Raw genomic sequence first — 22,360 nt, forward strand, 5'->3', positions numbered from 1 at the left:
CGCTTGGTCTCGGCATGCACAGGGGTTTGGGAATTGGGTGCGCCCAACTTCCTTGTTATAATCCCTGTCAGCTCCGATTCCTCAAACGCAAGGTAATGTCATGACGAATGCTTATCCGGATTTTTCCCTGGCCTATTATTCCGGCGACCGTAAAACCGGCACACTGGTGCATATTAGAAATAGTAATGGTCAAATCGAGGTCACAACACTACCGAGCGGAAAGGACTCCGGTCTCGATAAGGCCCTAAAACCAGTTATGGTAGGAACGACAGGTACTCAAGCTGTTTTGCTTGATCCGCAAAGCAAAGAGTTGAATGTCGTAAATGAATTTCCTGAAGACGCATTTGCTGCACACGTATACTCCGATCCTTATACAACACTAGACTGGTTTATGAATGATGGGGACAAGGAGACGGGTAACGATACCTTGAATTGTGGCAGTAACGGATCATCGGTGAGCGTAGTCGAAAACAGTAATTCGGGTGCGGCAAGATATCTTGGTACCGTCTGCGTAGGTCGAGGACATCATCAGGCGGCTTTTACGTGGCCATCTACAACAGTGCCCAATGCCCCCCGTCGGGCGGTTATTAGTAATCTCAAAGACGGCACTTTGAGTTTTGTCGGTAGTGACCCAAACGATAGCGCGACATTTTTAAAAGTACTTGCGACCTTGAATCTGTGTGAGCCAGATAAAGAGCAGGGCTTGCAAGCAGACGCCGTACCTAATAATGCATTCCCGCATGGGCTGGTTTACTCGTCAGTAACGGGGAAGCTTTATAACCTCAACAACGGTTACGGTACGGTGGTTGTAATTGACCCCGCGACTGCCAAGATAGAGAAGCGGATTAACTTCAAAGGTCACAGCAATCTATTTATTTCCCGCGACGGACGCTATGTGATTGGACGCGGTGCCGACAGAAAATCCGACCCGGATCATGTAATTGCAAAATTGTCGGTATTGGATGTCACTGACAATACCGTAGTAGATAGTATCAATCTGTCCGATATTTATATCAGTAAGTATTTCTTCAACGTTGATGGAAGTCGTTTGTTTTTAACTACGAGCAGTTCCGGCAGCGAAGATCAACAAAAAAATCTAAAGACCGATGTAGTTGCCTGCTTCGACATGACGGCTTTGCCCAAGTTGAAACAAACCCATGAGCTGAAACTGGGTAGTGTTGGAACACTAGATTTTCTTTCGGATGGAACGGTGTTCAGTTCCGATGGCCCGAACGGTGAAGTAGTCGTGCTGGATGGGGGAAATCTGGAAATTGTCGAGCGTATCCGAGTTAATAGTGGTCAGCCGCATTCGCGTTTATGGCTACTGCCTAATTGACATCGGAGTAATTGAGACATTAATTATTCAATTGCTGAAACAACAACATGACGTCCTTATGATTCTCTATTCGAGCAAGATCAATCGGCAGTTCACCTTGTTTGTTGCGTACATTGATATCGATACCAGCGTTGATGAGTTCAAAGGCAATTTGCCGGCTGCCATGTCTTGCTGCCAGATGTAGAGCTGTATTTCCGAGCCTGTTGCGTGCGTGAATGTCTATTCCTTCTTTGATAAGTATTTTGGCGGTTTCAATTTGTCGGTTGGCGGCGGCGAGGTGCAAAGCGGTGTTGCCCTGAAGGCTGGTTGACTGGATATCGACTCTTTTGGATAGCAAGGCGCGAATGAGTTCGTCACGACCTTTGGCCGCGGCTAGATGAAGCAGGGTTTGACCTTCAATGTCTTTAAGATGGGCGGTTCTGGAGCGGCTTAGCAATAGGTTCGTTAAGTCTGGATAATTAAAGTGTATGACATGCCACAGAGGAGGGTGTCCCTGGGTGTCTCGGGTGTTGCTGTCAGCGCCACGTATGATTAGCGTTTTCGCCAGAGCGGTATGACCGTGTTGTAGCGCGGAGACTAATGGGGTGTTGCCCGCCTTGTTCGTTTTGTCAATGTTTGCCCCACGCGCCAACAAAAATAAGGCGGCCTCTTCGTAGTTGAGCGAGACCAGGTAGAAAAAAGCCGTATTGCCTCGATTGTCTTCGGCATCGACGTTGGCTTTGTGATTTACCAATAGTTTTACCGTTTCCAGGAATCCACCTTTGGCAGCCCAAATGAGGGGTGTTTTTCCTTCATTATCACGTGCGTGTATATCGGCGCCGTGTTTTAGTAGCATCTGCGCGATATCGAGATATCCACCTTTTGCGGCATACATCAGCGGGGTGCGCAAATCCTCGTCCAGGACATCGACTTTTGATCCTTTTTTGAGCAAGGCTTCAATTGCGTTAGTTTCGCCTTTTGCAGCGGCCATATGCATCTTGTCCCAGCTCTGAAAAGGCGGGGTAGCTGCCGATACAGTAGCGCTAGGCAAATGCAATAAAACCACAAAAAACAGGGTGAAATTAGGGATTAGACTACGATTGATCTTCATAATACATGTATGAATACTATGGAATAAGCGAGTTCCAAAATTGTCAAAAAACATGTTTATACCGTATTGTGGTTCTAATTTATTCGAGGAATCTTCCGTCCAATCGGTGCAAGATTCCTGCATGGAATCGGACATTACCTGGCGAAGATGAAATAAAATTGTAAATACTTGTTTTTATTGAGAGGGGAAGGAAATTTGCCTAAAGCGTGGCAAAATTAGGACGAAATCCTATAAATGGCTGAGAAAGAAGCAAATTTGAGCAAAAACCGAAAAGAGTTCTATGCCTGTTATTACTAGACACATCGCAGTTGTCTTATTCCTGTTACTCGCGTCCCCCGTTTTTGCTGACGAGCTGGGAGATGCGAAGAATGCCTATGGCGCCGGTGAATTTGAAGAAGCGGCGGCGCTACTGCGTCCGCTCGCCCGTGATGGCAACCCGGAGGCGCTGTATCTCCTCGGTCGTATGTATGAGCAGGGAGACGGCGTAGGCAAAGATGAACAGGAAGCGCGCGATCTGTATCGCCAGGCCGCGGAAAAAGGTCATAACAATGCTGGCCAGCGGCTGGCGCTGTTTGAAAATTCCAATAGTGGTGACGAGTCCGTCGTGCTTGAGTGGTATCTGCCTTCCGCGGAGGAAGGCGATATGGAGGCACAATACAATCTTGGTTTTATGTACGAAACGGGTTGGGGTATCGGAATTGATGAGCGCAAAGCAGTTCGCTGGTACAAAGAGGCGGCGGATCAACAACACGATATGGCACAACTGCGCCTTGGCATGATGTATGTCGTCGGAAAAGGCGTGGAAAAAGATCAGGATGCTGGCGTGGAGCTGTTGCGTTTGTCGGCTGAGAATGGCAACCGTATCGCGGAGATTCTTGTCCAGGAGGTTTTTGATATAGGCGATGCCAAAAAGTTGAATGCCGAAAAACTCATCAGCGGTTTGCGTCGTGTCGTCGACGAGGGTGAGAAGGAAGCATTACGGACATTGAATGCCAGCCTAGACCGAGCCCGGTCACGCAATAGAAAACAGGAACGAGAGGCCGAGCCTGCGAAAGAGGACACACGTCGCGATACGCGGGTCTTGAACGAGCGTCAGCCAGTCGAAAGTGATGAGCGCTTGAGCTCGGCACAGCTCAATATTGCACGAGCGCTGGACAAGGGGACTGGCGTGCCTGAAAACGAAGCCGAAATGGTGCGCTGGTATATATCCGCCGCTCGCCAGGGTAACGCCGATGCCCAGTTTAACCTGGGTGTGCTCTATATGCAGGGACGCGGTGTAAATCGAGATACTCAGGAGGGCTTGCGCTGGTTTAATGCCGCAGCCAGTCAGGGACACCAACTGTCAAAAGACTATCTTCAGCTGTGGAACAATGACCCAGATAATTCCTCCCTGGGTGGATCAATTGCGGTAACATGGCTGAAAGAAAATGCCCGCAACTGGGATCTCGAAAGCCTGTTTCTACTAGGGCAGATTTACGAGATGGGACGCGGGGTTAATCAAAACTTAAATGAAGCAAAGCTATGGTATCGCCTCGCAGCAGAGGGCGGGCATCGTGAAGCAAAGCGCCGATTGGACCAGATTGGTCAAGGTGTCGCATCACCGACTACGGCTACAACAGTTATAACGACTCCTGCCGATCGGGGAGTGGGTCAAGATTCAACGTTAACGACGGGGAAGGCAGTGGCGTCTCAGTTTGACTGGTTTTGGATGATATTAGGAGTTGCCGGTATCGTCGGCCTGGGCTCAGTCGTATTTTTTCTTTTTCGCCGCAGCGGCGGTCAAATGCCGAGTTTTCAGCTGCAGCGGCCCGCTCAGAATACTATCGGTGCAAACCAGCTGCGCAGTGAAGATGTCGATTTCCTCAAGGGGCTTTGGGATGACAAGCCTGAACCCGAGAGGCCTGTCGCAGAAGTCAAAGCCAAACCCGCAGAGCCGGCGAAAGTTGCACCGGAGCCAGCAACCAATCGAGGTGGCGCGACTGAGGTGTTCAAAGCTGTTACCTGGGGCCCGGGGGGCAAGAAAAAACCGATAATTCCGGAAGACGATATTCAGTTGCCGGATATTCGCGCCTTAGTCAGTGACGAAGTAGTGCGTGACGAAGATACGGCAGTAGAAAAACCAGTCAGTGATGCTCCTCCACCTAAGGCTGTTTCAGAGCCCACGCGAGTCAAACATGTTGCACCCCCGGTACAGACGCCTCCGCCGCGACCGCCGTCTCAGCCGACTAAGTCAAGTGAACAGGGTGCTCCGGTAAAAGCCACTGAAACCAATATATCGGTTGAGCGAGTTAGGGGCGCAGGAGAAATGAGGGTAGAGCCGCCGAGGGTCAAACCGGCAGAATCACCAATTACTGGAAAACAAACCATTTCCGCCGAGGGAATTGCTGGCACCGCTATCAGTCGCGATGCCCTGGCATCCGGTAGAGTAAAAGCAGATAACTTGTTTGACGACGGTTTTGGTATTGATCGCGAGGGCAAGGTGTTGCCAAAGCGATCTGAGTCTCAGATAAGCGAAAAGCCTACCGAAGAAGCCAGACCTAGCGGACCAATAGACTTTGCAGATCTTGATCTCCATGCCATACGCCGCGGTGGAGAGTCTGTTCGGGCGCCGGTGATTAATATTAAATCTGAAGGACCGGTATCAGCTGAGAGATCATCAATTCCAAGTATAGAGAAACCTTCAATTGCACGTGGCACTTCTCGTGTTTCCGCCAACAACCTGGGTACAAGCACTACGCCGCCACCGCCGCCTCCTCCTCTTGAGCCGAGCACTCAGCAAAGCGCCCAGGTAACGGACATATCTTCCGGTGGCGACGAGAGTCGCTCGCTTGCCGAAGTGCATTTCAATATTGGTCTTATGTTTGCGACAGGCGATGGCGTTCCTAAAAACGATGTGATGGCGGCCAAGTGGTTTCGCAAATCTGCAGATGAAGGCCTGCCCGAAGCGCAGTTTCGTCTGGGCGAATTCTATTTAAGTGGAACTGGTCTGGAAAAAGACATCGACCAGGGTATGCAATGGATACGTAAAGCGGCGAAACTGGGACATACCGCTGCTATTGAGTTGCTAACCAAGCGTAACCAAGCGTAACCAAGCGTAACTACACACTTTTTCTTTCTCTTACTTTCCCATCCGCAACAAGCTCAAACCTCAACCTACACCTGCTGCGTAAGAACTGACTAAGCACGATTTTGTAGTATGCTCGGATTTTCGAGGAACCTTTTTCAAGGTTGTGACGTGTCTAACTAATTGACGGTCGCAAACTCTCAGCCACTAAGCATGAGTCTATTTAACAAGCCCAGCACAAACAAACAGTTCGAAACACACATCAGACCGCATTTGGCTGATCTGTATCGGCTGGCCTTTCGTTTGACCGGTACGCGAGAGGATGCAGAAGACCTGGTGCAGGAGATGGTGCTCAAAGTCCATAAAGGACGTCACAAGCTACAAGAGCTTGATAATCCCCGTACCTGGTTGGCGAAAGTAATGTATCGCATGTTTGTTGATGAATATCGCCGCGCGCAACGGCAGCCCGTACACAGTCTTGAGCAAGATGTAGAAGAATCAGAAATCCAATCAGTTTCGGTAGTTGATGCCGAGGAGTTAATCCAGCAACGACAACTTGTCGAACTGGTTGGCCGAGCTATTCAAATGTTGAGCGACGAGCATCGCATATTGATACTGATGTTCGAAGTAGAAGGGTATTCGCTTGCTGAAATGCAAGAGATTCTTGAGCTACCTCTGGGTACGTTGAAATCCAGATTACATCGCGCGCGTCATCGGTTGCGCGAAATATTAGAAATTCACGGAACCTTTTCTGAAGCGTCCACGTGTAAGGAGCAGAGGGTTTAAAAATGAGCTGCGATTCAATCAAAGATGTGATTATCGACTATGTTGGCGGACAACTGGACAGCGATAACATGGTACGGATTGAAAATCATATTAGTGATTGTGCTCAGTGTCAGCAAAGGGTTTTGAGGGAACGCGAAATTCGTAGAGCCTTGAGTGAACAGCCGACCGATGCTCCAGATAGTGAGTTTTTCGACAGGATAATGGATGACATTGTCCGCAGTTCTGGAGGGCACAAGCATTTTGGGTTTTGGAACGGATTTGCTACAGCAATAGCGGCAGCACTATTCGCCTGGACCGTATTTACACCGGCAACCTTAGTCAATACGGAGAACAGCGAATTAACTCAAGCTGTTGTGACACTGAACGCGCAAGTCGATCAGTTGAAAAATGTTCGGATATCATTCGACTCTCCAGCGGATTTTGAACAAGTCAGTATGTCCTTATCTCTACCAGATCATGTGGAACTGGTTGGGTATGCTGGCGAACGAGAACTAACGTGGACAACGACAATAAGCAAAGGAATAAATATATTAACTTTACCTATTATGGTTAAACATGAAGGAAAAGGGGTGCTGTACGCCACTGTGAGTCGCGCAGGTAAAACAAAAGTGTTTACCATCAATCTCGATGCGACTGCCAGACAGGAGACATTAATCGATGTCTCGATTAAAAACTTCAGTGTTTGAAAGTTACAGGGGAAGACACATGATGAAGCACACTAATTTAAATACTTTTTTCTTTGCGATGATAGGCGCGTTTTTTCTGAGTCCGGTTTCGGCGCTGGAGACGGCAGATGTCGAAGAGATCAGCGTAAGCGTAATCGAAAGCGCTCAAGATGGAATTAAAGAATTCCGTGAACTTGCATTGCCTGCACGAGCATCGACTAGTGCTACTGAACATGCCAAAGGTTTGGAAAAAGCCAATGATGTGCGCACACGCAATGCGGAAAGATTCAACAGTCGAACAGACGACATGGAAGATGGTGTTGATACTGCGGCGACTCAGGCTGAAGAACGTAAAGAGGCGGCTATGGCAAAAGCCGCAGCAGCAAAAGCTGCCGGATTGGCAAAGGCTGAAGCAGCAAAAAATCGTGCTGAAGAACAACGTGTCCGCGGTCAGGAGCGTGCTGAATTGGCGAAGGAACAGGCAGCTGAAGGTAGAGAGCTTGGTCAGGCCCGCGCCGAAGAGGCTCGACAGAAGCGTGAGGATGCTGAGGAGATCGCTACAGTCGTGAAGGAACAAGCAGAAACTGCCAAGGCGGCTGCACAGGATCATAAAGCTGCGGCGATGGAAATCGCAGAAACGGCCAAGGAGCAGGCTGGTGCGAACGCTGATGCAGCGAAGGACGCAGCAGAAGAGCATCGCGCAATAGCCAGTGAAGTTGCCGACCAGGCTCAAGCAATGGCAGACGATGCGAAAACCAATGCGGATGCTGCCAACGCAATTGCGGAAGAGGCCAAAGGAAATGCAGATGCGGCTAAAGCAAATGCTGACGCAGCCAAAGCCGCCGCTGGAGACGCACAGGCAAACGCAGATGCAGCCAAGGCCGCTGCGCAAGAAAAGAAAGAACAGGCTCAGACGCGCGCAGACAACGCAAAGAACAATCGATTTTCGGCCAACTAGTACAGCAGCCCTATTTTGGCCACCGACCCTTCCCTCTGGGAAGGGTTTTTTTATGTCGAAAGAAAAGCGCTACAATAACGTCCGTCATTTAACGGAAGTATAAAAAGATGTATTTTAGGGCTAGCATGCTCGCCATGATGCTAACAGGGATGTTTGGGTTTGCCAGTGCCCAGGGGTCAGAAGACCCGGATTACTTCCGCCTGGGCATAGACGCGTTCAAAAACAAGCAATATGCGCAGGCGATCGAACTGATGCGACTTGCGCGTGAATCAGGTGTTGATGACGAAATCTTGGCCTTCAATCTCGGCTCCGCCTTATACCGTTTGCAGGACTATCCGTCTGCGCTCGACGAATTCTCACGTATTTCGACAAACTCCCCTCTATTTCCTCGCGTTGAATTCAATCTGGCGTTGATCGCTGTAAAACGTGACAAACTGGATGAGGCGCGTGAGATATTTGTGCGCCTTGAGTCGCAAAACTTACCGACACTTTCAGCGATGGCGAGAGAAATGATAATGCGTATTGACGGGGAGCAGAGTCAGTCTGTAGGAACGCATTATCTTTATGTTAGCGTCAGTGGCGGTATTGAAGATAAGACGCTAGAACCGGAAACAGGCACGCCGGGAGAAGAGACTAATGTGTTCTCCAATATATTGCTACTCGGGTCGACATCCATACTGCCATCCCTTATTCGTCACGCCAGTGCCGAAGTCACGATGTTTGGTTTGGTGAACATGCGGCATCAAGAATACGATATCGATATGTTAAATGTGGATCTGGAGAAGTCCTTTCGCTTTTCAAACGTGTCATTAAAAATTGCACCAGGCGTTGGCGCTATGGGGATGGGCTACAAGCCGTATAGTGGAGACTTGCATATTGGAACGGAAGCGAAAATTTCGATCGCAGATATCCTTGATATAAAACCAAGGTATAGTTTTTCGCGTATACAGCACATGTCGGACAATTCTGCGGTTTCCGGGACTCAACAAAAAGTCGGTATTCAAACACAATCCGATTTGGAAGAAATACGGCTGCAAGCAGATGTCGTACTTGAGTCCAATAATCGTAATGATACTTCAGACACAACATATCGTATCTATTCACCGAAACGTATTACGGCCCAAGTTGATATTCAATTATTTCGCGAAAGACGGGCATCGCCGAAGTTTATGTTGGAATGGCGCATAAGTGACTATCCAGCAGTCTCTCACGAGAATCAGCGCAGAGACCAGCGAATCAGGTTCAGGAATGTATCAAATATAAAAATAAATCAGTGGTTAACTGCAGTTGCCGATGTCTCGTACACAGAGAATAGCTCATCTCCAAAGACTTCTTTCTCATATAATAGATGGGAGTTTGTTCTCGGGCTCGAGGGAATGTATTACTGATTATTCTATGGTTCGCCGTGTTTGGTTTCCACCTGGATACCTATTTTTTTCAGGAAAGGTGTCGGTAATATACCCCCAGCGCTGACGATAACGGCTTGGTTTGGAATTTCCATGACTTCGCCTTCCTGTTCGATAACAACAGAGTCTTCTTTTATTTCTTTCACATTGGAATTGAGAAGTACGCTTAACCGTCCTTCGGCTTCCTGGGCAGCGACTTTTTCACGATTTTTTTCTGCCGCGCGACTAAAGGCATTGCTACGATAGGAGAGGGTGACGGTGCTTCCCTGTTCTTCTGCGATACTCGTTGCGGCTTCCAGCGCACTGTTACCACCACCCACCACCAGCACATGCATTCCCTTGTACTGTTCCGGGTCAATGAGGTTATATACGACTTTCGATTGTTGTTCTCCCGCGACGCCGAGCTTCCGTGGTGAGCCGCGTCGACCAATGGCAAGTAGTACCGCCTTAGTTTCGTATTCACCGTTGGTGCTTTTTACCAAATAGCCGCCACCGGGCAGAGGTGTAATATTTTCCATGCGCTCCTGGTAGTGGATCTGGACACCGGTTCTTTGCTCTACAGCGTTCCAAAACTCGAGCAAGGCTTCTTTGTGAGTCTGGTTTATTTTAATCTTTCCGACAATGGGTAACTCCATCGGCTGAGTCATAACCAGTTTACCGCGAGGAAAGTTAAAAACGGTTCCGCCAAGAGAGTCCTGCTCGATCGTCACGTAGCGTAAGCCAGATTCGAGTGCGCCCAGGCTTGCAGAAAATCCCGCTGGACCTGCCCCCACGATGACGACATCAATTTCCGGTCCGCTAACCGAAGGTAAATATTGCTTGATGTAATCCATTGCTTCTCGCCCCTGAGTCACGGCATTACGTATTAGTCCCATGCCGCCAAGTTCTCCCGCGATAAACAGGCCTTGCATATTGGTTTCGAAATTGGGCTTGAGTGTTGGGATCTCTACACCGCGTTTTTCTGTGCCAAAAACCAGAGTGATTGCATCAAGAGGACAGGCAGCTTTACACGCGCCGTGCCCTATGCAATGTGTGGGATTAATTAGTTTCGCTTTTTCTTCGATTAGCCCTAGCACGCCACCTTCAGGGCAGGCGGTAACACAGGCTCCACAGCCTATGCATACATTGGGATCAATTATGGGATGTAGAGATGCGGGTTCCGTCAAACCGGCTTCTTGAACCTTGATATAGGTTTCCAGGCTTTGCTCACTGACGGTGTCACGGCCACGTTTATAGATATAAAAGATGATCGCGATGGGAACGCCGTAAATAAGCGCATCAACAACATAGGTAGTGAAGGTGGTCCAGATTATGGTGATGAAATCGAAAATTATCTGCATATAGGGATCAATATATAACCATTTGGCTTGGACATGGCGGACAAAGAAGTCCAAATGGAGTAATAACTGGTGCGACCTTGCAAATCATATATTTGCGTATCCGAAAAATTCCTTATGTCATGCCCGTTGTAAATTGTATCGGCTTTTTTCATCATAGAATCAAATAAAAAAACAATAATCTGCGTTTGTGGGGAGTCACTAACCTGCGTTGCCATTGGATATTCAATCCAGTCTAAATCGATTCAATGCAACGTGTTACCTGCTGGCTCATCTAACTCATTGTTTTTAGTGTTCTTAATAATAAAGACTGTTGGACTGCTTTTTCAATCGAAAAACGGATTCAAATTATTTACCGGGGGACCGATAAGAATATTAACCTCCTAATAATAATGAAAAAATACGCGGGAAGGGGACAGACATGGGAATACTTACAGACTTGCCTGAAGCAGGCAAGATTTTGGCGCGTCTGAAATTTATAAGACGTAACGCAGGCAAGTCCGGATCGGGGGAAGGGCGAGCGAGTAGTGTTAAAGAGGATGCGATACCTGAAACCGTGATACAGGAAGACAACAAAAAGTTTGGCCGTGAGGCGAAAATCGTTACCACAATATTTGCGGTGCTTGTCGCCGTACTATTGGTAACGTGGTATAGCTGGCGGGATGAGTATCTGATGAATGCTGAGGATCTGATCTATAACATGGGTCTGATCGGTGGCATCATGATGCTGTTGCAATTCGTCTATTCCATGCGCAAGCGTGTCGACAAGATGCGCCGTTGGGGCAATCTCCGTTTTTGGTTTCTGTTTCATACCTTCATTGGTTTGTCAGCGCCAACCATCATTGTTATCCACAGCCGATTTAGTATTGAGTCCGTCAATGGAGGCGTCGCGTTTTTCTCGATGTTGCTAGTGGTGATTAGCGGTATCGTTGGGCGCTACCTCTACAGCCAGGTCAACTTTGATCTAAAAACGGCGCGTCAGGAATTGAAGGAATTGCATCAAACCGTACATGCGGGCGTGTTACAGCACCATCCTGATCAACTTCGCGAAATCGAGAATATGCTGAAGCTGTTTATGCTGCACGCATTCGCTAATTCGCACGGTGTGATTCATGCATTTTCTCGGGCGTTTGGGGTGAGTATCCGGTCTCGACAGTTGTACTGGGCGCTGATTCAGATGCGCCAGATGTCTGCCCCTGGACGAAACGATGGTGCAACGATGGCAATGGACGGAACGCCAGTGTTTGACAGGGAAGAGCGACGATTACTCAGGATTTATCTCAAGTCGCTGACAAAACTGGCCCGTTACAATGCTTTTAAACATCTGTTTAGTCTGTGGCGTATCGGACACGTGCCCGTCATCTATTTACTATTGATTACTGGTTTGGCACATGTATTAGCCGTGCACATGTATTGAACAGGAGACATTATTGGGGCTTGCGCGTTATTACGGGATTCTGGCGTTAATGTTTACTCTCTTTACATGGCATGGTCAGGCAATGGCCGGTCCAATGGACCGCTTCGAACGCATGGTTATGCCGGGTAAACTGAGTACGGGGCACGTCAAGTACGAAAAAGACTGCAACAACTGCCATAAACCTTTCGAAAAAGGGGCGCAAAGCGACCTCTGTCTTGATTGCCACAAGAAGGTCAATAAAGACGTTGTTGATAAAAAGGGTTTTCATGGTCGCGTCCCCAATATCGATACCCGAAAATGTAGTGATTGTCATAAAGAACATCGTGGCAGGGATGCCGACATCGTAGCGTTTGATCGCGATACCTTCGATCATGATCGTTCAGACTTTAAGTTAAAAGGTTCTCACACCCGTTTAGGTTGTGTGAATTGCCATGATCCTAAAACGAAATACCGGGATGCAGGACAGGGATGTGTAGATTGTCATAAGACTGACGATGCCCACGAAAAGCGCTTGGGCGAAAAATGCGGCAATTGTCATATTGAAACCGTTTGGGGTGAAGCGCATTACGATCACGACAAAACCAAATTCAAACTGGAGGCAAATCACAAACATGTTGCCTGTATCGACTGCCATCCCAACCAGCGATACGAAGAAACACCGAAGGGTTGTTACACATGTCACCAGCTACGCGATGTCCATGAAGGGAATAATGGTAAGAAGTGTGAGTCCTGCCATAATGCCTATTTCTGGAACGAGATCAAATTTGATCACAATAAAGATACCAAGTATGAACTCGAAGGACGGCATGTTACTGTCGATTGCCAGTCATGTCATCGCGGCGACGTTTACAAGAAAATTGGCAAGGAGTGTATTAAGTGCCATAAGAAAGAGGATGCCCATCGGGGGTTGTTTGGCGAAAAGTGCCATGATTGCCATATTTCTCGCTCCTGGTCTAGAGCGACCTTTAATCACAATAAAGACACCAAGTTTGAATTGATTGGTGCACATCGTAAGGTTGATTGCGTCGCGTGTCATCGTGCGGACGTTTATGCCGATTTGAAAAAAGATTGCTATGCCTGTCACCGTAAGAATGATGTGCACGAAGGGCAGGAAGGAAAGGATTGTAAGCATTGTCACAATGAAAAGGGTTGGACTAGTGAAGTGTTTTTCGATCATGATCTGACACGTTTCCCACTGCTAGACAGTCATGCGGTAACTGCATGCGAGGAATGTCATTTAACGCCCGCGTTTAAGGATACCGATACCCAATGTTTTTCATGCCACAAAAAGGATGATGAAAAAATACACAAGTTGCGTTTGGGTGAGAACTGTAGTCTGTGTCATAACTCTAATGACTGGAAGAAATGGTTTTTTGATCACGACAAACAAACAGATTATAAATTGACAGGCGGGCACAAAGGGCTGGATTGTCATGCCTGTCATACCAAACCTGTAAAGAAAGAAATCAAGCTGAGTGATAAGTGCGTGGATTGTCATGAGCAGGATGACTACCACCACGGAGCCTTTGGTCGTGAATGCGCCAGATGCCACATAACAGAATCCTTTAAGAAAGTGATTATGAATTGATGTTGTCGATACGGAAAATTTATATCGTCATGTGTGTATTGCTTGCTGGACTGGGTCCAGTGCCAGTTTACGCAAGTACGATATTGACATCGGTGGATTACTCAAGTGACGAAAACTCCATCTATATCAAAGCGAATTTTGGCGACATCGTGAACTATGAAAAACACTTTCCGCGCAGCCGTGGGAAAATAATTCAAATTCAGATCAGCATGCCAGGTAAGGTTTTTACTGAAACACAATTAAAGCGTCGAGAAACCATTGAGCCGGATGAAAATGCACCATCGGTGATACGTGACATCATATACGAAGGAAACGTTAGAGGTGGTCCGTATCTGGTTTTACGGTTTTCCTCTGTGGTGACGTTTAAACTCGACGAAAGCAAGGGCTCCAAGGTATTGACGGTAACAATTGATCGCAAAGAGCTCGAGGCGTTACAGACGCCAGCTGTAACACAGCAGCCAAGCACGGATGTTAGTGAAGAAGAAAGTCGTGCAACCAGTCTAATGGATCAGGGGCGCAGAGCCTTAACTATGGGACAGAACAGTGAAGCCATTCTTTTCTTCAGTGACATACTGGGCATGCCGGAAAGTCGTTTTACGCAGGATGCCCGTGAGTATCTTGGATTGGCGCGTGAGCGAAATGGGCAATTGGATCTCGCAAAAAAGGAATATGAAGCCTATCTCAAAAGTTACGAAAAGAGTCCAAAGGCTAACACCGTCAGGCAGCGCTTGATGACGCTAGAGGCGCGTATCGTACAGATGGAACGCCGGCTGAAGGACGGTAAGCGAACCGGAACCACTTCAGTTGCTGCGGCTAGACCTGCAGATTTATTTGGCCGCGTGGCTATTCAATCGTATAACGCAGGGCTGCGAAAAGAGGGTGAATCAACACCCGATTACGCTCAAGGGCGTATTCTGGCATTTACCGATCTCAATCAGCGTTGGCGTGACAAGGACAAAGATGCGCGACTTAGTTTTAGCGGAACCATGGATTACGATCTAATCCGTTCTCGTTCCTCGTCAACAACATTGCAGGACACAGAAAAGCCCCGATACGAAGCACGTATACGCTCCCTATTCGGTGAATACAAAGGGCGAACAAATAATATACACGGCAGTTTCGGGCGTCAGTCTGTTAACAGTGGTGGTGTACTCGGTCGTTTCGACGGCGCGATGTTGGGGTATCAACTCAAGAATAAACTATCCGTTTATGGTGTTGTCGGTTTGCCGGTCGACTATGAAGACAATCTCACCCCGCAAACCAATAAGCCCATGTTCGGCGGACGCCTAGACGTCAATGAGATCGCTAAGTATTGGAAGGCGTCGGTCTACGGTATTCAGCAACAAGTTGATGGTATTCTCGAAAGACGGGCCGTCGGTGGAGATTTGCGCTATTTCTTCGAGAACAAGGTTTTTTACTCGCTGGTGGATTACGATGCTTCATATGGAGTCTGGAATTTTCTCACTGGGCACTATGGCTGGCAGGTGAACAAGCGCCTGAAACTGGATGTGCATGCAGACCGGCGTCGTTCTCCTGTGATGTTGACAAGCAATGCGTTGCGTCGGCTTTCGGTTTTAACCAGTGCTTCAGATAAGAATAAAGCCATGGGAGAACTAGATATATCCGACGAGGCTGTATTCAACAGACTGACCAATGAGTCAACAATTAAAGATCTTCTAGACGCCAAAGTTTCCGAAGCGACTATCCGACAACTGGCGCTTGATCAAACCGGAGAATCGTCGTTATATACGGTAGGCATGAACTACGAACTTCGCAAAGATATCAGCCTTATCGCAAATCTCACTATATCAAGTTATGAGGCTGGTAAAGCGCAAGATATAGATGCTACTGAGGAAATGCCTGAGGAACCCGATCCTAAAGCGATCATTGAATCCCCGTTTTTAAAGGGCGATGTTGATATGATAGGTTCTGTCCAATTGGTGCGGCGCAATATGTACCGCGAGCGGGACGTCGTGCTTGCCGGATTGAGTTTTTCCATTAACGAACGCAATAAGCGTTATACCGGTAATGTCGCATTGCGCACACCTTATAAAGAAAAGTGGTGGTTGGATTTGCGTGGACGGGCGATCTATTCAGACAACATTGAACATGGTACTCAGGCGCTTAAGGTCTCGCCCACGGCGCGTACAGAATACCGCTATGACCGCCGCCTGACCTTTGAGTTGGAGGTGGGGGCGGACTATACCCGATCTACCGGTGCTAACGAGGATTTGTTTTGGTTTTTTGGCAATGCCGGCTTTCGCTACATGTTCTAAGCAGGACTATAATTTGGCTAAAACAGGTCGATAATTACAGTTATGAATAGCGGATTTCTTAATTGGAAGAACATCATACTGGGTACGATAGCCATTCTGACTGTCGTGTCCGGTGTAAAAATGATGCAGACTCCGTCCAATATCCTGGCTGATGTGCTGGTGGCCGAACACCGAGGCAGCCTGGAGTTACAAATCAAGTTTAATATCCCTGTTCGTTATGAGGATCATACGCCCAAAAACTCCGGGCATATTGTCCAGATCAAGGTGCGTCCGGTCAGTTTTAGCGATACAGGTAAGAACGAATACTTGGGCAGCGAAACGATTCTGCCTGGCTTTGCGGCACAGGTACCGATTACTGATGTCGCCTATGAAGGCGCTGTGCCTGGCGGCCCTCTACTTACCCTGCGTTTTAGCAAGCCTGTGACGTTTACTGTTACAGAAGATGCTGATTTCTCAAGTATTATCCTTCATCTTCGACGAAGCGACAGCTAACGCCTTCGGTCTCATTTCTCAGTGTACTACTTGGTTTTAATATGTGATTAACCTCACCTCTCTATCCTTGTCGGTTGCTGTTCCCTGATTGGTTTTCAACGCTTTGGTGGGTGGGGTGAACAGCAAGACATGTCATCAACTGCGCTTTGGTGGGAGCAGAAAGTGATGCCACGATTCGAAAACCATAGGCCTGTATACAAGACTGAAGTGAAGACATGGGGAAGGGGACGACTTTGTTCACCGAATTGGTGAAGCGCCCGCATTTCGGCTTTGCGCTTTACCCGCCTTTAGGCTTTATTTTTCTCCGAAAACTGTTAGTGGCAGTTGCAATGCCTGTTTTTTTGGCCTTGCTTATGTCGCTTGCTCCAGGCGTTGTATCGGCCGACGAAATCGTTGTTCCTGCGGATTTTGACCACAATGCCACTGGCTTTCCACTACAAGGCCAGCATGAACGCATCCGCTGCGAATTTTGCCATAGAAACGAAGTTTTCCGCGGCACGCCAGTCAAATGCGATGCGTGCCATAACGATATCATCGCCCCCGGAAAACACGCCAAGCACATCCCTACGCTGGAGCAATGTAGCGACTGCCATGTGCCCTCGGGGTTTGATATCTCCGCGCGCATGGATCACTCCCGTATTACGCGGCCTTGTGGCGCCTGCCACAACGGCAATCTTGCCCAAGGTAAAACCGTCAATCATATACCCACCAATGAAACCTGTGATACCTGCCATACCACAGGCATTGCATGGAGCCCAAGTCTGTTCGATCACGTTGGTATTGTTGATGGGTGTCTGTTATGTCACAACAGCGTAAATGCGCGCGGCAAAGGCATGGGCCACATACTGGTGCAGGATGAATGTCAGGCCTGTCACACGACGCAGTTGTGGAGTGTGCCGTCCAATAGCGTCAATCATAACTTTGTAATCGGAAGCTGTGAGAGCTGTCATAACGGTGCCGTTGCCTCAGGAAAACCGGCTACGCATATCCCAACCACAGATTCCTGTGATACTTGCCACAAAGACATCGGCCGTAGTTGGCATAGTCAGGCAGGCTTTACAGAATTGCATGCGATGTTAACCGAAGGATGTCCCTTGTGTCATACCGGGGTTAGCGCGCGCGGAAAAACTATTGATCACATATTGTCGAGCGAACGCTGTGAGTCGTGTCATACCCCCACCAGTAGTTCATTTTTGGTGTTGCGTAATCCCAAACCAGACCACGCAGAAATCGTAGGGAGCTGCGTCAACTGTCATAACAACAGTCGCTCGGTTGGTAAGAATATCACTCACATCAACAGTACGAATCAATGTCAAGCCTGCCACGAAATCGTGACTTTCAGCATTGTTCCGAAAGTGGATCACAATGAAGTCCTGGGAGTGTGCGGTGCTTGCCATAATAACGTGATTGCAACCGGTAAGGGGCCGAACCACATAGCGACACAAGAGGCGTGTGATGTATGCCATGCAACCACGGCCTGGTTACCTACACAGTTCGATCACTCAAATTTTGATACCAGTAATTGCCAGAGTTGTCACAATGGCTTCCAGGCTACGGGCAAACAAACGGGACACATCGCATCGACAGAAAAATGCGATGCCTGCCATACCACAGGTGTGTCGTGGACGGTATTGTTAGTAGATCACACGCAGACGCTTGGTGATACCTGCGAGACGTGTCACAACAATGTTCTCGCTCGTGGTAAAGGACCTACGCATATCATTACGCAACAGGACTGCGGAATATGTCACACCCCCAACACTCCCTGGTTACAGAATGCGTTTGATCACCAGGGCGTAAGTGGTAATTGCGCGACATGTCATAACGGCTTGCTTGCTCGCGGCAAGTCACAGTCACACATATCGTCAACGGATGTGTGTGAAGCGTGTCATGCAATTGGAAACTGGGCCCCGTTGACGGTGGATCATACAGAAGTTGTAGGTGGGTGTGTCAATTGTCACAACGGCGCAATATCCACTGGAAAAAATAACGGACATATCAGTACCAGTAATGAATGTGGCGCTTGCCATAGTACGACGCAATGGAAACCTGCCGTACGCGTTGATCACAATGAGGTGCAGGGAAAATGCGAAAGCTGTCACAATGGAAAAGTGTCACAGGGTAAAGATCTGCAGCACATCCTTTCCACAGGTGAATGTAACGCGTGTCACAATACTACGCAGTGGACTCCCGCCATTACTGTTGATCATCATGAGGTGATTGGCGAATGTGCCACGTGTCACAATGGCACGATTGCGCGAGGAAAGGGGGCGCAACATGTGCCCACGACTGAAAATTGTTCCGCATGTCACTCGACTACATTGTGGCAGCCAGTCACCAAGGTCGACCACTCTGAAATCGCTGAAAGCACAAGTTGCTTTGAATGTCACAACGGTGTATTGGCTCAAGGTAAATCCACGCTGCATATCGCTTCAACAAATGCTTGCGAAGCGTGTCACCTGGTCGCCGCGTGGATGCCTGCAAAATTTGTCGATCATAATGAGGTTTTGGGCAATTGTGTTACTTGTCACAACGGTGTTGTGACTAGAGGAAAATCTGCGTACCACGTGAAAAGCACTGATGACTGTGACGGATGCCATAGCGTTACGGAGTGGTCGCCTGCAAAATTTGTCGATCATGAATTCATTCTTGGAACATGTGACGTTTGTCATAATGGCAGCATTGCAAGAGGCAAAGGTACTCTCCACTTTAATACGTCGAATACGTGCGAAGCCTGTCATTCAGTTACGCTTTGGACGCCAGTGATTACAGTGGATCATAGTCAGGTGATTGGAAGTTGTTTTTCCTGCCACAACAACAATCCTGTACCTGGCAAAAGCAGACTACATATTGCGACCACTGATCTTTGCGAGGCCTGTCATAACACCACATCGTGGACGCCGGCAACAACAGTGGATCACAGTGAAGTTATTGGTGAATGCCAGAGCTGTCACGGACAGGGAGGGCGCGCCGCGGGTAAGAATCCTGGACACATGCAAACGACAGATGTGTGTGGAGCGTGTCATTTCACAACAGCATGGAAGCCAGTAGTGAGTGTCGATCACAAACAAGTTCTGGGGGAGTGCGAGACTTGCCACAATGGAGATATTGCCATTGGAAAAAATCCTGCGACGCATATTCTATCTTCCGATCAGTGTTCTGCCTGTCATATCACCAGTACCTGGATAACCATACGTGTCGATCATACGCAGGTCTTGGGGGCATGTGTTGATTGCCACAATATGCCTGTGCAACATATCAATACCACCAATCTGTGCGTTGAATGTCACTCCACGACACGTTGGAGTCCAGTCGTACTAGTGGATCATGCTCAGGTGAATGGCGTGTGTTCCTCCTGCCATAATTTACCCGCAGGACATATTGCGTCGACCAATGTTTGTGATGCCTGCCATAACACCACGCGCTGGCGGCCAACAGTGGCTGTAGATCATGCCCAGGTATTGGGATCGTGTGCCGATTGCCATTTTCTGCCGGCCTTTCACATTACCGCCACGACAGCATGTGATGCTTGTCATAGAACCGAATCCTGGGTTCCTTTTACTGTTGATCACAATGAAGTATTGGGATCATGTGAAAGCTGTCACCCAGCACCCGGTGACCACCTCGCCGCTGGCGTAACAAACAATTGTCAGAACTGCCATTCAACAACGACCTGGACAGGTGCTACTAGTCCACTTCCCGGGGCAGCTGGCGCGAGCGTGTCGGGAGTATCGGCAACTGCGGCTGGTGGTGGTCATATGTAACCGTTATTATGTGCGGTAGTCTTTTTACTGAGAAAAATTTAGTTAAGTTTTAAGAGGGATGGCATGATGAGATCAGTTTGGCCTCAAGCAGTTATTGTGTTGATTTTACTGAATGCTTGTGGCGTTGTCATAGATAGTTTGGGCACGGAAAATAAATCGAGTATCAGTGTTGATGAACAGGATATCGATTTGTACAGCCGCGTGGTAGTGTCAAAACTGGATATTGATCGTGACAGCTTCCTGGTAATTCAGGAAAGTGACGCGTTGGATCTCCCGTCGACTGTATTATTCAGCAAGCGTTACCTGGCTGGGCTTTACGATGATGAGATCATCGAATTAGAGAAACCAGTTGAAGCGTCAACATCTGGTGATGGCCTGTTTTTGCTACATGCGAGTGTTTTTTCGGATACCAATGAAAACGGTGTTTTTGATGAAGGAGTAGACAAAGTAGCTCGTGACGCTTCGGGAAACGCCATAGGCACCAGTTTTCGGATGAAAGAAACGGATTTGTCGGCCCATGTTGCTGTGAGTCTTTCTTCCAACGGAAATTCGGATTATGTCTGGACAGAAGTATCAGACGTTCTGGACGCATTTGAAATCAACACAGATACGCTAGCGATTACGATGGAGGAAGGGCGTAAGTATCGGATTATAAATACGCAATCCACGAGTCACCCTCTGTCATTTCGAGATGCTAGCGGTAATATTATCTGGCGGCAAGGAGCTGGAAGTGAATTCGTAGTGGACGTGAGCGAAGAGTTTGCGCAAAATGTAGCGTCTTATCGCTGTGTAACGCATTTCCTAATGAAGGGCGGCGTAGGAATAAAATAAAAAAGGCTTTATTCATGAATTTCAATTACAACACCTTTATTTTGCTCATATTTCTTTTGGCGGCGTTTACTTTGGTGTCTGCCCAGGAATCTCCAGGAACAAATCCCGAGGCTGTTACGATGTTCCATTACAGTGGATTATAGATTCACTGAACTAGCTCGACCTTGTTGGCAGGATAACAACAAAGATTTTTCGGGGAGTGCATGAAGTCTTTTCTTTCTGGGATTCTAGCAGTTTTATCTCTGTCACCGGTCGCCTATGCCCAATCCGTTTCGATGCGTTATCTGGATCTGTTCATAGAGGGCGGCGCGACCGCTGGGTATTACTTTTCGGGCACAAGCTACGATAAAAATTTCAATACTTTCAGTTCGTATTCGCAATTTGAATTCAATCGCAATGCGGAAAATATTTTGTTAAATGATGCCTTGCTCGAGCTGCGCACAGGGCCATTACATGTCATGAATACTGAGTTCAGGATGGGGATGGGGCATTTGTCGAGGCTGACAATCCTGGATGGAAACGGCAATCTTGCGTTAGGGTCGCAGTACATACAGCAAGCACCTGTGAGCTCCACTTCCAGTCAGGACTTGAATGTCACGCGACGTCAACTCGAAGCGGAACTGATCCAATCTCAACGGGACGATGTCAATATCTATTACGCGCAGATGGCCATATCTCCTGCGCCTTATGTGTTGTTGGAAGCGGGACGTTTGGCAACACATCTGGGTTATGAAGTCAGTCCCAGTTACACCAACTGGAATAGTGGTTTTGGCCTGGTGTGGATGAAGCAGCCGACGTACTACAATGGTTTTCGGTTGTCGTATGAGTTTGAAAAGTTGAATGCCTATCTTGAATTCAATCAGGACGACAGTTTCGCACGAACACCGGCGGTAGTTGCCGGTCTGTTCGGTAAATCGGCAGATATGCGCTATTCGGCGGCATTTTACTTTTCAGACTATGGGCATAATTTGTTTGACGCCATGGTGGAATCGGGATTTGATCGGGTAACGATTGCGGCGAATATCGATGTCCATATTGTTCAAGGCTCGGCGCAAGACATAAACAACCGTGTGAGTCTTGCCGCCGCCGTCTATTTAATCCCGCATATCATGCGATTTGATTTACCACTTCGATTGGAAATAATAAGAGATAGTCAGGCGGGTATGTATGATATGAGTCGTGGATACTCTCTTACGTTTACCCCAACCGCACGGCTCGCAGAAAACTTTTTTGTACGTGCCGAGTTCGCTTTCATTTCCTCCTACAATGGTATTTTTCGTGGTCTGCAAGACGAGCTCGTTTACTATGAAAAAACCGATTACTCCCTTCAGTTCGGCTACTACTTCTAAG

Annotated in this window: 15 protein-coding genes; 13 read left to right on the forward strand and 2 right to left on the reverse strand. The window is 48.0% G+C overall.

Annotated features, from left to right (window positions below; genetic code table 11):
- The first annotated feature begins 100 nt into the window (after nt 1–100).
- The gene (locus OEZ43_16510) at nt 101–1,336 is read left to right on the forward strand and encodes a hypothetical protein (protein ID MDH5547191.1); all 1,236 of its coding nucleotides are present in this window, start codon (nt 101–103) and stop codon (nt 1,334–1,336) included.
- A gap of 19 nt (nt 1,337–1,355) precedes the next feature.
- On the opposite strand, the gene OEZ43_16515 is transcribed toward OEZ43_16510, so the two are convergent.
- Entirely contained in the window at nt 1,356–2,312 is a 957-nt protein-coding gene (locus OEZ43_16515; protein ID MDH5547192.1) for an ankyrin repeat domain-containing protein, read from the reverse strand.
- Between the two features lie 394 nt (nt 2,313–2,706).
- Here OEZ43_16515 and OEZ43_16520 point away from each other — a divergent pair, with 394 nt between their 5' ends.
- The 5 genes from OEZ43_16520 to OEZ43_16540 all read left to right on the forward strand — a co-directional run bounded on the left by OEZ43_16520 (nt 2,707) and on the right by OEZ43_16540 (nt 9,287).
- The gene (locus OEZ43_16520; protein ID MDH5547193.1) at nt 2,707–5,514 is read left to right on the forward strand and encodes a sel1 repeat family protein; all 2,808 of its coding nucleotides are present in this window, start codon (nt 2,707–2,709) and stop codon (nt 5,512–5,514) included.
- 159 nt (nt 5,515–5,673) lie between these two features.
- Nucleotides 5,674–6,276 carry an RNA polymerase sigma factor gene (locus OEZ43_16525; protein MDH5547194.1) on the forward strand — a complete coding sequence of 201 codons (603 nt, stop codon included), beginning with the start codon at nt 5,674–5,676 and terminating at the stop codon, nt 6,274–6,276.
- 2 nt (nt 6,277–6,278) lie between these two features.
- On the forward strand, nt 6,279–6,962 hold the full coding sequence (locus OEZ43_16530; protein MDH5547195.1) for a hypothetical protein: 684 nt from the start codon (nt 6,279–6,281) through the stop codon (nt 6,960–6,962).
- A 19-nt stretch (nt 6,963–6,981) separates the two neighbouring features.
- The gene (locus OEZ43_16535) at nt 6,982–7,899 is read left to right on the forward strand and encodes a hypothetical protein (GenBank protein MDH5547196.1); all 918 of its coding nucleotides are present in this window, start codon (nt 6,982–6,984) and stop codon (nt 7,897–7,899) included.
- Nucleotides 7,900–8,006: 107 nt separating this feature from the next.
- The gene (locus tag OEZ43_16540; protein ID MDH5547197.1) at nt 8,007–9,287 is read left to right on the forward strand and encodes a tetratricopeptide repeat protein; all 1,281 of its coding nucleotides are present in this window, start codon (nt 8,007–8,009) and stop codon (nt 9,285–9,287) included.
- A gap of 5 nt (nt 9,288–9,292) precedes the next feature.
- On the opposite strand, the gene OEZ43_16545 is transcribed toward OEZ43_16540, so the two are convergent.
- A complete protein-coding gene (locus OEZ43_16545; protein MDH5547198.1) occupies nt 9,293–10,645 on the reverse strand; it encodes an NAD(P)-binding domain-containing protein in 1,353 nt (450 codons plus the stop codon).
- Nucleotides 10,646–11,063: 418 nt separating this feature from the next.
- Between OEZ43_16545 and OEZ43_16550 the strand changes: the two genes are divergently transcribed.
- The 7 genes from OEZ43_16550 (at nt 11,064) to OEZ43_16580 (ending at nt 22,359) form a co-directional block, all read left to right on the forward strand.
- Nucleotides 11,064–12,059 (forward strand): hypothetical protein, encoded by a 996-nt coding sequence (locus OEZ43_16550; protein ID MDH5547199.1) that lies wholly within the window; start codon nt 11,064–11,066, stop codon nt 12,057–12,059.
- 13 nt (nt 12,060–12,072) lie between these two features.
- The gene (locus tag OEZ43_16555; GenBank protein ID MDH5547200.1) at nt 12,073–13,647 is read left to right on the forward strand and encodes a cytochrome C; all 1,575 of its coding nucleotides are present in this window, start codon (nt 12,073–12,075) and stop codon (nt 13,645–13,647) included.
- A 59-nt stretch (nt 13,648–13,706) separates the two neighbouring features.
- Entirely contained in the window at nt 13,707–15,923 is a 2,217-nt protein-coding gene (locus OEZ43_16560) for a hypothetical protein (protein ID MDH5547201.1), read from the forward strand.
- A 42-nt stretch (nt 15,924–15,965) separates the two neighbouring features.
- Entirely contained in the window at nt 15,966–16,415 is a 450-nt protein-coding gene (locus OEZ43_16565) for a hypothetical protein (GenBank protein ID MDH5547202.1), read from the forward strand.
- A gap of 215 nt (nt 16,416–16,630) precedes the next feature.
- Complete coding sequence (locus OEZ43_16570; GenBank protein ID MDH5547203.1) at nt 16,631–20,179, forward strand: cytochrome C; 3,549 nt, start codon at nt 16,631–16,633, stop codon at nt 20,177–20,179.
- Between the two features lie 63 nt (nt 20,180–20,242).
- The gene (locus OEZ43_16575) at nt 20,243–21,010 is read left to right on the forward strand and encodes a hypothetical protein (protein MDH5547204.1); all 768 of its coding nucleotides are present in this window, start codon (nt 20,243–20,245) and stop codon (nt 21,008–21,010) included.
- 203 nt (nt 21,011–21,213) lie between these two features.
- Nucleotides 21,214–22,359, forward strand: a complete 1,146-nt coding sequence (locus OEZ43_16580) for a porin (GenBank protein MDH5547205.1) — start codon at nt 21,214–21,216, stop codon at nt 22,357–22,359.
- The last annotated feature ends 1 nt before the right edge of the window (nt 22,360 follow it).

The sequence above is a fragment of the Gammaproteobacteria bacterium genome (genome assembly GCA_029881255.1).
GTDB lineage: Bacteria > Pseudomonadota > Gammaproteobacteria > S012-40 > S012-40 > JAOUMY01.